The following is an 11,998-nucleotide window of genomic DNA, read 5'->3' as shown; positions in this document are numbered from 1 at the left end:
ACTACGGTTCGGGCAGATACCCGGCACTGTCCGAGCCGTCGAGGGGTCCTGGCGCAAGCCGGGACCCCTTTCTTTTTGAGATTATGTTCGTCCGCATTGCTGCGAGGGGACACCGAACCTCAGCCGAGGTCAGGCGTGATCAGCCTGACGGAGGGGAAGTAGATCTGATACTTCCGCGGGTCCCTGGTCAGAAGTGTCAGGCTTTCGACTTCAGCGTGCGCGCCGATGAAGAAATCGGGCAGAACGCCGGTGCGAGTTCCGCCGGCCCGCCGGTACTGAACGAAGGCTTTGCCGGCCAGAAACAGCGCTGCGCGGGGAAGCGGAGCGACCGTCACGCCGATCGTCGCCAGAGCGGCCTCGAAGTCATCCAGTTTGAGGAACCCGGCGGAGACTTCGGCGTAGATCACGTCGTTGATCAGCAGAGACCCCCGATCCACGGCCTCACGAAGCCGCTGGATCGACCACTCGGACCACAAAGGATCATCTGCGAGAAAGTCGATCAGCACATTGGAATCGACGAGCGTCACGGCTTCAGTCGTCGCCGCGCAGCAGTTGCATCAATTCGCCACTCGATAGTCCCGCATCGGCGCTGCCCCTGACCTTCTCCCAGTCCCGAGGCGCGCTACGCGGCTCTGCCTTTTGGAGAACCACCGCCCCATCCGGCGCGAGCTTGAAGTCGATCTCTTCGCCCGGAGCAACCCCGAGGGTATCGAGGATGTCCCGCGGGATCGTCACGCGGCCGTCGCTCGTCACTTTGCTCGCCATCTCGACCTCCCGCCTGTTCCCGCGGCGCTCCCATAATCTAGAGCATGATCCCGAAAAGTGGATGCCGGTTTTCGGAAAAGATCATGCTCTAACAAGAATCTGGAGCAGGATGACGATTCGAAGAGAAGCCATCCTGCTGCAGCATGCCGCCCCCACCCGTCGATGGTTAATCGCGTCTTAACCTCGCCGTATCTATGGTGGCTGATCTGTTTTCGCCCGGGCCGGAAAGCGGCCGGGCGCCTTGCAAAACTGGCGTTTTCGAATGGCTCTGCGCGCCTCTTCAGTTTCGGCGAGCGCTGCCGGCAGTCCTGCTGCCGCCGGCAACAGCGAACGCTCGCCATTCGCGCGGCTGAGCGAATTGCTGGCGCCGTATCAGCCGGGCGAGCGGCTGATCAATCTGTCGGTCGGCGAGCCGCAGCATCCGGTGCCGGATTTCGTCGGCCCGGTGCTGGCGCGGCACACCGCCGAGTTCGGCCGCTATCCGATGGCCAAAGGCATCGCGCCATTCCGCGAAGCCGCAGCGAGCTGGCTGGCGAAACGCTTCGCGCTGGAGCGCGCGCCCGATCCCGAGACCGAACTGCTGGTGCTGAACGGCAGCCGCGAGGGCTTGTTCCTCGCCGCCGTCGCGGCCGCGCGCTACGTGTCGCCGCGCGACGGCACGCCGGCGATCCTGATGCCGAATCCGTTCTATCCGGCTTACGCGGCCGGCGCCCGCGCGGCGGGCTGCGAGGCGGTGTTCCTGCCGACCACGCCAGCCAACGGCTTCCTGCCCGATCTGGATTCGCTCGACGCGGCGACGCTGAAGCGCACGGTGGCGATCTACATCGCCTCGCCCGCAAACCCGCAGGGCTCGGTGGCGTCGCTCGATTACTTCGCGAAGCTGAAGGCGCTGGCGGATCGCCACGGCTTCCTGATTCTCGCCGACGAGTGCTACTCGGAAATCTACACCCGCGATGCACCCGGCAGCGCGCTGCAGGCCGCAGGCCCCGACTTCCACAATGTCGCGGTGTTCCAGTCGCTGTCGAAGCGCTCCAATCTTCCCGGCATGCGCGTCGGCTTCGTCGCCGGCGACGCGGATTTCCTCAAGGCCTATCACGAGCTGCGCAACGTCGCCGCCCCGCAGGTGCCGGTGCCGCTGCAGCACGTCGCGGTCGCGGCCTATGGCGACGAGGCGCATGTCGAGGAAAACCGCCGGCTGTACCGGCTGAAATTCGATCTCGCCGATCAGATCATCGGCGCGCGCTACGGCTATCGGCGCCCCGCCGGCGGCTTCTGCCTGTGGCTCGACGTCGCCGCGCAGGGCGGCGACGAGGTCGCCACGGTGAAGCTGTTCAAGCAAGGCGGCGTCCGCGTCATTCCCGGCAGCTATCTGGCGCGTCCGCAGGCCGACGGCAGCAATCCCGGCGCCGGCTATATCCGCGTCGCGATGGTGCAGGACAGCGAGACCACCGCCGAAGCGCTGCACCGTCTGGTGCGGATTCTCGAGTGAGTCGCGGGGCTGAAAATTGAGCATGCCGGCGATCGAGCGCGTCATTCCCCTGGTCGGGCACCTGCCGACATCGCTTCGCGATGCGCTGGCGCGGCGGCTGCGTGAACTCGCGGGCTTCGGCCTGATCGCGCTCGCCGCCGTGGCGGCCGCCGCGCTGGCGACCTGGTCGGTGCAGGACCCCAGCCTGAGCCACGCCACCTCGCGCAAGATTCACAATCTGATCGGCTATCCCGGCGCGATCGGCGCCGATCTGTCGATGCAGATTCTCGGCCTCGGCGCCGTCGGCCTGCTGCTGCCGGTCGCGACCTGGGGCTGGCGGATGATCAACCACCGGCCGTTCGATCGTCGCGCGCTGCGGTTCGGGGCCTGGATCCTGTGCACGATCTTCGCCGCCGGCTTCGCCTCGTCGTTTCCGCATGACAGCGCCTGGCCGCTGCCGACCGGCCTCGGCGGCGTGGTCGGCGATGCGCTGGTGCGGGCGCCATCGCTGATCTTCGGCCCCGGCCTGATCTTCCGCGTCATTCTCAGCATCTTGCTGGGCGGCGCGATGGCGGCGTGCTTCGTGATGGCGAGCGGCTACGGCTCGCGCGAGCCCGACCCGGACGAAGTGATCGCCGACGACGTACCGCTCGACGAAGACGAGGATCGCGACGAAGGCTCGGTCTCGCTCGGCTGGATGGCGCATGCCATGCTCAGCGCCAAGGCGCGGCTGTGGCGGCTGATCAAGCTCGGCTATCGCGGCCTCGTCAGCAGCGCGCCGGCCGGCCGCTCCGCCGCCTCGTTCGAGCGTCAGGAGCCGAAGCTCGGCAGCGGCCGGACGTCACCGCCGATCGTGCCGCGCGACGAGCGCGACGACGACGAACCGCTCGAGCTCGATTCCGCCGACGAGGTGGACGAGGACGAGGAGGACGAAGCGCCGGTCGCCCGCGCGCCGCGAAAGAAGGCCGCGCCGAAGCCGGCCGCGAAGAAATCCGGCAAGTTCGAGCTGCCCTCGGTCAACGTGCTGACCGCGCCGAAGGCCTCCGATCGCCAGCCGCTCAACAAGGCCGAACTCGAGGCCAATTCGCGCGCGCTCGAAGGCGTGCTGCAGGATTTCGGCGTGCGCGGCGAAATCGTCAAGGCGAACCCCGGCCCGGTGGTGACGCTGTACGAACTCGAGCCCGCGCCCGGCATCAAATCGTCGCGCGTGATCGGCCTGTCCGACGACATCGCCCGTTCGATGAGCGCGCTGTCGGCGCGCGTCGCCGTGGTGCCCGGCCGCAACGCGATCGGCATCGAGCTGCCCAACGCGCATCGCGAGAAGGTTTATCTGCGCGAACTGCTCAGCGTGAAGGACAACAACGAGACCGTGCACAAGCTGCCGCTGTGTCTCGGCAAGAACATCGGCGGCGATTCGATCATCATCGATCTCGCCCGCACGCCGCATATGCTGATCGCCGGCACTACCGGCTCGGGCAAATCGGTCGCGATCAACACCATGATCCTCAGCCTGGTGTACCGGCTGCGGCCGGATCAGTGCCGGCTGATCATGGTCGATCCGAAGATGCTCGAACTGTCGGTCTATGACGGCATCCCGCATCTGCTGACGCCGGTCGTCACCGATCCGAAGAAGGCCGTGGTCGCCTTGAAATGGGCGGTGCGCGAGATGGAAGAGCGCTACAAGCGCATGGCCAAGCTCGGCGTCCGCAACATCGACGGCTACAACACGCGGCTCTCCGAAGCCAAGGCGCGCGGCGAGGAACTGACCCGCACGGTGCACACCGGCTTCGACAAGGAGACCGGCAAGGCGATCTACGAGGACGAGAAACTCGACCTCGAGCCGTTGCCCTACATCGTCATCATCGTCGACGAAATGGCCGACCTGATGATGGTCGCCGGCAAGGACATCGAAGGCGCGGTGCAGCGGCTGGCGCAGATGGCGCGCGCCGCCGGCCTGCACGTGATCCTCGCGACGCAGCGGCCGTCGGTCGACGTCATCACCGGCACCATCAAGGCGAATTTCCCGACCCGCATTTCCTTCCAGGTGACATCGAAGATCGACAGCCGCACCATCCTGGGCGAAATGGGCGCCGAGCAGCTGCTCGGCCAGGGCGACATGCTGTACATGGCGGGCGGCGGCCGCATCAGCCGCGTGCACGGCCCATTCGTGTCGGACGAGGAAGTCGAGAAGGTCGTCAGGCATCTGAAGACCCAGGGGCAGCCGGAATATCTCGAGGCGGTCACCGCGGAGGAGCCGGCCGAGGGCGAGGACGGCGCGGTGTTCGATGCCACCGGCATGGGCGGCGACGGCGGCGGCGACCTGTTCCAGCAGGCGGTCGCGATCGTCAAACGCGACCGCAAGGCCTCGACCAGCTATATTCAGCGCCGCCTGCAGATCGGCTACAACCGCGCCGCCTCGCTGATGGAGCGGATGGAACTCGAAGGCATCGTCGGCCAGCCCAATCACGCCGGCAAGCGCGAGATCCTGGTGGCCGAAGAAGATTCCGACTTTTGAGCGGCGGGATGATCAGCGTGATGGAATTGCCCGGCCCGGAGTCGCGAAATCGCCACAGCGCCGAGGTAGCCGCTGGGGAGCTTGGCGCCGGCTCCGCGGCGCCACCGCAGGACAATGCATTGACGAATGATTTCAATGGTTTGGCGCCGAGACCGGCGATCGGCCCCGGGCTGCGCCGCGCCATTGCGGCCGGCGTCGGGCTGGTGCTGGCCGTCACCGCGCCGTTCGCTGCCGCCGAGACCGTGCCGGTGCCGAAGCCGTCGCCGAGAGGCGGCGAGCGGACGATCAGCGCCGCCGAGCCCAACCGGCCGCAGCGTCCGCCGCAACAGCCGGCGCCGCCGCCGGTCGCCAAGCTGACCACGCCGCCCGAGCCGGTGATCCCCGATCCGCGCCGCAACGTGCCGGCCTCGATCTTCACCACCTTCGACGCCAAGCAGAAGGCGGATGCCGCGAGGGTCAGCGCCTATCTGTCGTCGCTGTCGACGCTGGTCGGCAATTTCGTCCAGGTCGGCCCCGACGGCAGCCGGCTGAAGGGCGATTTCTACATCATGAAGCCCGGCAAGGTGCGGTTCGAATATGACGAGCCGAGCCCGGTCTCGATGATCTCCGACGGCCAGTCGCTGGCGGTGCGCGACCGCAAGCTCGCGACCCAGGACGTCTACCCGCTGTCGCAGACGCCGCTGCGCTATCTGCTCAGCGACCGCATCGATCTCTTGCGCGACACCAATGTGGTCGCCATCAGTTCGGACGAGCTCTACATCAGCATCATCATCGAGGAGCGCAACGCGGTGATCGGCACCAGCCGGCTGATGCTGATGCTCGGCGTCAAGGACGGCCAGCTCAAGCAATGGACCGTCACCGATCCGCAGGGCTACGACACCACGGTGGCGATCTACAATCTCGACACCACCAGGCGGCCCGACCCGTCGATGTTCAAGATCGACTTCACCGACTACGGCACGCCGCCGGGCTAGCCGTTCTCCTCGCTCATCACTCTGGTCCGCTTCGCGGACGATGGATGCGCGGGTCGAGCCCGCGCATGACGCTGTGCTTGATCGCCCCGTCGTTCGCGCTGGCCGCCGATTCAACACCGTCATTGCCGGGCTTGACCCGGCAATCCATCCCCTTCGCAAGACGCCACGGCACGCGCGGGCTGGTTGTGCACATCAGCGGCTTGCGTCCGATCGTGCGCCGCGCAAGAAGAAGCGCGCACCTCGGGATGACGGTGCCCTGCTTCGCAACAACCTCCGGCCCCCCATGCGCTTCACGCTGACGACCTGGAACATCAACTCGGTGCGGCTGCGCATCGACCTCGTCGCGAAACTGCTGAAGGCGCAGCGGCCCGACGTGCTGTGCCTGCAGGAGACCAAGTGCCCCGACGACGCGTTTCCGGCGAAGCGCTTCAAGCGGCTCGGCTACGAGCACATCGCACTCAACGGGCAGAAGGGCTATCACGGCGTCGCGGTGATCTCGAAGATCCCGTTTCTCGCCACCGACATCCGCACCTTCTGCGACAATGTCGACTCGCGCCACATCTCGGTGTCGCTGCAGACCGGCGAGGCCGATCCGCCGCTGCTGCTGCATAATTTCTACGTCCCCGCCGGCGGCGACATTCCCGATCCCGAGGTCAATCCGAAATTCAGGCACAAGCTGTCGTTCCTCGACGAGATGCAGGCCTGCGCGCCGCTGCATCCCACCGGCGACGCGCGGCACATCCTGGTCGGCGACCTCAACGTCGCGCCGCACGAGCACGACGTCTGGTCGCACAAGCAATTACTTAAAGTCGTGTCGCACACCCCGGTAGAATGCGACAAGCTGCTCGCGGTGCTACGCGCCGGCAATTGGGTCGACGTCGCGCGCGAGCGGATTCCGCTGTCGGAGAAGATATACACCTGGTGGAGCTACCGCGCCGCCGACTGGACGATCGGCGACCGCGGCCGCCGGCTCGATCACATCTGGGTCTCCGAGGCGCTGAAGGATCGCGTCACCGACTTCAGGATCCTGCGCGACGCAAGAAGCTGGGAACGCCCGAGCGACCACGTCCCCGTGACGGTGACGATGGAGCTGTGAGGGCCAACGTCATTGCGAGCCGAAGGCGAAGCAATCCGGACGCCTCACGCACATCACTGGATTGCTTCGTCGGCTTCGCCTCCTCGCAATGACGGGACGAGCCTCATCGACTAGTTCGAGCCGCATCACCGCTGCACGGCGAAATCCCTCTCCCGCTTGCTGAGTAGGGTTTGGGTGGGAGCAATTGCGGGATACTCGCAAATAAGACAATTGCCGAAAACAAGGACGATAGGTACCATTCGTCTGGGTAGCACTGGTGATAGCTCGTTACCACATTGGATTTTCTTGTCGATTGGATTTGAGATGTCTTTGATTACTGACATCGCGCAGGAGGCATTCCCCGTTCTCTTTCAATGGTCGACCCTGTCGCCTGGAAGCAAGGTTGGCGAGATTATAAAGCTGGTTCTGGCGCTTGGCGGTCTCTGGGAAGTCATCAAGTTCATCGACAGGCGCCTCTTCAGACGAAGATCACGCCAGGAACAGAAGCTGGAACTGCTCGAAGAGGAGACACAAGAACAGAAGCAAGAGATCAAGAGTCTCTGTGATAAGCTTGTTATAGCTGAAGCCCGACTACCAGAGACCGCCATCGCGCGCTCCGCAAAAGAGCTTCGCCAGGGCAACGAAGAGAAGGCGATCCGGGAACTCGAAGCGTGGACCCAAAGCAATTTCGACCACATCGGAGAAATCGCGGTCAGCATCGCGAAGTTTCACATCGCACACGCCGTTCCTGATCCGACCGGGAATCTGGCGCGAGCCAGCCAAATGCTCCGGCTTGCGAACATCGCTTGTCCGAACGATCCGGAGGCTCGGGAGCTGCGCCAGGAATTCGACATTGTGAATGCCGGGCTCCAGCAGCAGCTTCTCATCTCCGGCGACACGCAGGTCAGTTGGAATAGCGAGATAGCGGCTCGCCTGCACGAGAAGGGTGAAGCGCTCGTTCCGTTGATCAGGACGATTCTGGATGTCGCAACGTTTTGTTTCAACGGCGGGCACTGGAGGTTGGCTTATTTGTTCGCTGATCGCGCCGCCAAACTGGCGGATCGAGGCGACAAGTCGATCCGGATGATCTGGCTCACCGCAGAGACGAAGGCGAGCTTCTACCAAAGACATGTTGGGGAATCAGCCCTCGCACTAAGGCGGATCGATGTGGTTCTGCTGGAAGCACAGAAGATCCTTCCAATGCACGACAAGACTATCCTTGATGCACGATATTATCGCGTGGGGTTACTCGTTGATGCCGGCCGCTACAGCGATGCTCTCGTGGAGATCAACGCATTCATGCCGACCCAGGTCAAGGTCCTCGGCGCTCACCATCTCGACGTCGTGAGAACCCAATACGTGCGAGCCAGCGTCTTCACAACGATCGGACGTTATGTGGAAGCTCTAGCAGAGATCAACGACTTCGCACCGATCGAAGCCGAAGCTCTTGGCGAGCACCACCCGGACGTGATGGCGACCCGACGGCTGCGGGCGGAACTGCTCAAAGGGCTTGGGCGCTATGACGACGCGCTGGCAGAAATCAGCGACTTCGCACCGATTGAGGCTAAGGCCCTCGGCAAACGCCATCCCAATGTCATGGCGACCAGGCACCATCGGGCAGACGTGCTCGATAGCCTCGGACGCTACGACGATGCTCTGAGAGAGATTGACCACTTCGCGCCGGTGCAAGCCGAGATCCTTGGCCCGCGCCATCCCGACGTGATGGCAACCCGGTATTTGCGCGCCCGTGTACTCGAAGGCCTCGGCCACTACAGCGACGCACTTGCAGAGATCGACCACTTCGCGCCGATCCAGAACGAAATCGTCGGCGAACGTCATCCCAATACACTAACAACCCGGTACTTGCGAGCCGACGTGCTCGACAACCTTGGACGCAGTGACGACGCATTGGCGGAGATCGACCGCTTCGCCCTTTTCCAAGTTGAAATTCTTGGCGAACACCACCTTCACGTGATGTCGACGCAGCGTTTGAGAGCCAAAGTGCTCCAAAGCCTCGGCCGCTACGAGGACGCACTTAGGGAAGTTAACACTGTCGCGCGGATCCAGTCCGAATTTCTCGGCCAACGCCACCCGGACGTGATCAAGTCACGTTATCGTCGGGCGAGCATATTCCGATCTCTTGGACGTCAAGACGACGCACTGGCGGAGATTGATGCCTTCGCGCCAATAGAGGCTGAGGTGATCGGTCTGAATCATCCGGACGCGCTGAAGACTCAACAACTCAAGGCTGACATTTTGGCGTCCCGCAAGCATCTGACAGAAGAGTGGAATAGAGTCGACGGCTGAGCCGGCCGGAAGCGGGTGCACAGCTCCCGCCCCGCCTACTACGTCAGCTTGCTGCCGGCGCGCATGATGTCCTTGGCGATCGTGGTGGTGCGGGCGGCGAATTCGTCGCGCAGGCGCATCGCCGCGACCGGGTCGCTTTCGAGCACGCGCTGGAACAGGCTGCGCGCGATCCGGATCACCGAGGAATATTCCAGCGCCACCGCGCTCGAGGGTCGCGGCATCGGCAGCACCAGCGCCAGTTCGCCGATCAGATCGCCCGGCCGCGCGATCAGCTCGTGCGGGCCGCCGTCGGTCGACGTCACCTGGAACGCGCCGCTCTGCACCACATAGCCGGCGTCGGAGGCGTCGCCGGCGTTGAACAGCACGTCACCGCGGGCGAACTCGCGCTGATCCGATCCGATCGCCAGCATCCGCAACGAGGTGTCGCCCAACAACCGCAGCGTCGGGACGCGCTCGAGCAGGGCTACATCATCTTCGATCGACATCAGGGACCGGTCAGAGAACGGGACGCGCCAGAGCTGTGGCGACGATTCGGCCCCTATTGGTATCACGGCACGAGTTTGTAGCCACCGGCCTCGGTCACCAGAATCTCCGGATTCGCCGCATCCTTCTCGATCTTTTGGCGAAGTCGGTAAATGTGGGTCTCGAGCGTGTGGGTGGTCACGCCGGAATTATAGCCCCAGACTTCCTGCAGCAGCGTCTCGCGCGACACCGGCGCCTGGCCGGCGCGGTACAGGAAGCGCAGGATCGCGGTTTCCTTCTCGGTCAGCCGCACCTTCTTGGCATTGGCGCCGGTCAGCATCTTGGAGCCGGGGCGGAAGCTGTAGGGGCCGACGGTGAACACCGCGTCCTCGCTGGCCTCGTGCTGCCGGAGCTGGGCGCGGATCCGCGCCAGCAGCACCGCGAAGCGGAACGGCTTGGCGACGTAGTCGTTGGCGCCGCTCTCCAGCCCCAGAATGGTATCGGAATCGGTATCGTGCCCGGTCAGCATGATGATCGGCGCCTTGAAGCCGCCCTTGCGCAACGACCGCACCACTTCGCGGCCGTCGGTGTCGGGCAGGCCGACATCCATCAGCACCAGATCCGGCGAATTCGCCTTGGCGGACTGCACGCCCTTGGCGCCGGTGTCGACCGCCGAGGCCTCGAACTCCTCGTGCAGCGACAATTGTTCGACCAGCGCCTCTCGCAGATCGGTGTCGTCGTCCACGATCAGGATCTTGCGGGCGTTCGGCATAGGCGATGTCCTTCGGTGTTGCGCCGGCTCCGGCCGGAGCGGCCGGGGCGCCTTCCAAATCACGCGCGATTGTATCGCAGAACAGCAAATAGGCATCGTTCCTGCAAAATTGAACAGTGGCATGCTAAAATTGCGTGATCGTTTGCATCCGACGAGCCCCCGGCGACGTGAAAACTGCCATAAAATCAGATTCTTGCGCCACATCCGCGGCGGCCGGCCCGATCCCGATGCTGCGCGTCCGCCGCGCCGCCGGCGCGCCCAGCCGCGGCTGGCTGACCGCCGCGGGGCTGACGATTCCGGTGGCGCTCGGCCGCGGCGGCATCCGCGCCGACAAGCGCGAGGGTGACGGCGGCACCCCGCGCGGGACGTTTCATCCGCTGCGGCTGTGGTGGCGCGCCGACCGCGGACCGCGGCCGCGCACGCATCTGCCGGTCCGGGCCATCACTGCAGCCGACGCCTGGTGCGAGGATCCGTCGAGCCGGCACTACAACCGCCCGATGCGCCGCGACCCCGGCGAAGCCGGCGACCGCTTGCTGCGCGCCGATCATCTGTACGATCTCATCGTCGAGATCGACCACAACACGAGGCCGCGGGTGGCCGGCCGCGGCAGCGCGGTGTTCCTGCATCTGGCCCGCGACAATTTCGGCCCCACCGCCGGCTGCGTCGCGATGACCAGAGGCCATCTGCTCCGGCTGCTGGCGCGGCTCGGGCCGCAAACGAAGATCGTGATCGGGTAGGGGGCCCGTCAGAATGTGCGCCCTGCTCGCCTGCCCAACCTCATCCTGAGGAGCCGGGCGGCGCCCGCAGGGCGACGTCTGGCGTCTCGAAGGATGGGCCGCAGGCACCAGAACAGCATCCTTCGAGACGCGGCCAAACGGCCGCTCCTCAGGATGAGGTTTCCGGTGGGGCGGGGGCGTCCCGCGGCCGCCCTTCGCCCTACCGATGCCCGAAGATCGCCGAGCCCACGCGCACATGGGTGGCGCCGAATTCGATCGCGGTGGCGAAGTCGGCGCTCATGCCCATCGACAGTTTCGGCAGGCCGTTGCGTTTGGCGATCTTCGCCGTCAGCGCGAAATGCGGCGCCGGCGCCTCGTCGACAGGCGGAATGCACATCAGGCCGGCGATGGGGAGCCCGTAGCGCTCGCGGCAGGCGGCGATGAACGCGTCGGCGTCCTGCGGCGCGACGCCGGCCTTCTGCGGCTCCTCGCCGGTGTTGATCTGGACGAACAATTCGACCGCGCGGCCGCAGGCCGGCAACGCCTTGCCGAGCGCCTCGCATAAACTCTCGCGGTCGACCGAATGGATCGCGTCGAACAGCGCGACCGCCTCCTTGGCCTTGTTGGATTGCAGCGGCCCGATCAGATGCAGTTCGGTGCCGGGATGCGCGTCCCGGAGCGCCGGCCATTTGGCCTTGGCCTCCTGCACGCGGTTTTCGCCGAACACCCGCTGCCCGGCGGCCAGCACCGGCAGGATCGCCTCGGCCTCGAAGGTCTTCGACACCGCGATCAGCGTCACCGAGGCGCGCTCGCGTCGCGCCTCTTTGCAGGCGCGGACGATCTCCTGTTCGACCGCGGCCAGCCCGTGCGTCTCGACGGGGTTCATCGCGGCCCCCGCCGGTCCTGGCGGCGCTGGAGCGGGCACGCAGGGCGGCCTGAATGCG

At 65.3% G+C, this 11,998-nt stretch carries 11 protein-coding genes; 6 read left to right on the top strand and 5 right to left on the bottom strand.

All coding sequences use genetic code 11. The features are described 5' to 3' along the window. Positions 1-119: 119 nt before the first annotated feature. Both SR870_RS18495 and SR870_RS18490 read right to left on the bottom strand, forming a co-directional pair. Positions 120-527, bottom strand: a complete 408-nt coding sequence (locus SR870_RS18495) for a type II toxin-antitoxin system VapC family toxin (protein WP_322514986.1) — start codon at positions 525-527, stop codon at positions 120-122. A gap of 4 nt (positions 528-531) precedes the next feature. After that, the gene (locus SR870_RS18490; protein ID WP_322514985.1) at positions 532-765 is read right to left on the bottom strand and encodes an AbrB/MazE/SpoVT family DNA-binding domain-containing protein; all 234 of its coding nucleotides are present in this window, start codon (positions 763-765) and stop codon (positions 532-534) included. A gap of 262 nt (positions 766-1,027) precedes the next feature. On the opposite strand from SR870_RS18490, the gene SR870_RS18485 reads away from it, so the two are divergent. From SR870_RS18485 to SR870_RS18465, 5 genes are all read left to right on the top strand, one after another. Further along, positions 1,028-2,254, top strand: a complete 1,227-nt coding sequence (locus SR870_RS18485) for an aminotransferase class I/II-fold pyridoxal phosphate-dependent enzyme (protein WP_322514984.1) — start codon at positions 1,028-1,030, stop codon at positions 2,252-2,254. A 16-nt stretch (positions 2,255-2,270) separates the two neighbouring features. Then, positions 2,271-4,748: an FtsK/SpoIIIE family DNA translocase gene (locus tag SR870_RS18480; RefSeq protein WP_322514983.1), complete on the top strand. Its 2,478-nt coding sequence runs from the start codon at positions 2,271-2,273 to the stop codon at positions 4,746-4,748. Between the two features lie 20 nt (positions 4,749-4,768). After that, positions 4,769-5,722 carry an outer membrane lipoprotein carrier protein LolA gene (locus SR870_RS18475; protein WP_322518307.1) on the top strand — a complete coding sequence of 318 codons (954 nt, stop codon included), beginning with the start codon at positions 4,769-4,771 and terminating at the stop codon, positions 5,720-5,722. 283 nt (positions 5,723-6,005) lie between these two features. Continuing rightward, positions 6,006-6,818, top strand: coding sequence for an exodeoxyribonuclease III (locus tag SR870_RS18470; RefSeq protein ID WP_322514982.1), 813 nt, complete (start codon positions 6,006-6,008; stop codon positions 6,816-6,818). Positions 6,819-7,121: 303 nt separating this feature from the next. After that, positions 7,122-9,104, top strand: a complete 1,983-nt coding sequence (locus SR870_RS18465; RefSeq protein ID WP_322514981.1) for a tetratricopeptide repeat protein — start codon at positions 7,122-7,124, stop codon at positions 9,102-9,104. A 38-nt stretch (positions 9,105-9,142) separates the two neighbouring features. On the opposite strand, the gene SR870_RS18460 is transcribed toward SR870_RS18465, so the two are convergent. Together SR870_RS18460 and SR870_RS18455 are read right to left on the bottom strand one after the other, a co-directional pair. After that, positions 9,143-9,589: a cyclic nucleotide-binding domain-containing protein gene (locus tag SR870_RS18460; protein ID WP_322514980.1), complete on the bottom strand. Its 447-nt coding sequence runs from the start codon at positions 9,587-9,589 to the stop codon at positions 9,143-9,145. Positions 9,590-9,651: 62 nt separating this feature from the next. Then, the gene (locus SR870_RS18455; protein WP_322514979.1) at positions 9,652-10,338 is read right to left on the bottom strand and encodes a response regulator transcription factor; all 687 of its coding nucleotides are present in this window, start codon (positions 10,336-10,338) and stop codon (positions 9,652-9,654) included. A gap of 227 nt (positions 10,339-10,565) precedes the next feature. Here SR870_RS18455 and SR870_RS18450 point away from each other — a divergent pair, with 227 nt between their 5' ends. Continuing rightward, positions 10,566-11,075 (top strand): L,D-transpeptidase family protein, encoded by a 510-nt coding sequence (locus tag SR870_RS18450; RefSeq protein WP_322514978.1) that lies wholly within the window; start codon positions 10,566-10,568, stop codon positions 11,073-11,075. Positions 11,076-11,274: 199 nt separating this feature from the next. Here the strand turns inward: SR870_RS18450 and SR870_RS18445 are convergent, their stop codons facing one another. After that, positions 11,275-11,940, bottom strand: a complete 666-nt coding sequence (locus tag SR870_RS18445) for a YggS family pyridoxal phosphate-dependent enzyme (RefSeq protein WP_322514977.1) — start codon at positions 11,938-11,940, stop codon at positions 11,275-11,277. Positions 11,941-11,998: the final 58 nt, after the last annotated feature.

This window comes from Rhodopseudomonas palustris, from assembly GCF_034479375.1.
GTDB classification, from domain to species: Bacteria; Pseudomonadota; Alphaproteobacteria; order Rhizobiales; family Xanthobacteraceae; genus Rhodopseudomonas; species Rhodopseudomonas palustris_M.
The sequence above is the reverse complement of the archived record's forward strand: the minus strand, read 5'-3'. Positions and strand labels throughout refer to the sequence as shown.

Coding starts and splice junctions, on each gene's coding strand:
- SR870_RS18475 (WP_322518307.1), top strand. CDS start 4,769: ATGGAATTGCCCGGCCCGGAGTCGCGAAATCGCCACAGCGCCGAGGTA.
- SR870_RS18470 (WP_322514982.1), top strand. CDS start 6,006: ATGCGCTTCACGCTGACGACCTGGAACATCAACTCGGTGCGGCTGCGC.
- SR870_RS18460 (WP_322514980.1), bottom strand. CDS start 9,589: ATGTCGATCGAAGATGATGTAGCCCTGCTCGAGCGCGTCCCGACGCTG.
- SR870_RS18455 (WP_322514979.1), bottom strand. CDS start 10,338: ATGCCGAACGCCCGCAAGATCCTGATCGTGGACGACGACACCGATCTG.
- SR870_RS18485 (WP_322514984.1), top strand. CDS start 1,028: ATGGCTCTGCGCGCCTCTTCAGTTTCGGCGAGCGCTGCCGGCAGTCCT.
- SR870_RS18490 (WP_322514985.1), bottom strand. CDS start 765: ATGGCGAGCAAAGTGACGAGCGACGGCCGCGTGACGATCCCGCGGGAC.
- SR870_RS18445 (WP_322514977.1), bottom strand. CDS start 11,940: ATGAACCCCGTCGAGACGCACGGGCTGGCCGCGGTCGAACAGGAGATC.
- SR870_RS18465 (WP_322514981.1), top strand. CDS start 7,122: ATGTCTTTGATTACTGACATCGCGCAGGAGGCATTCCCCGTTCTCTTT.
- SR870_RS18450 (WP_322514978.1), top strand. CDS start 10,566: ATGCTGCGCGTCCGCCGCGCCGCCGGCGCGCCCAGCCGCGGCTGGCTG.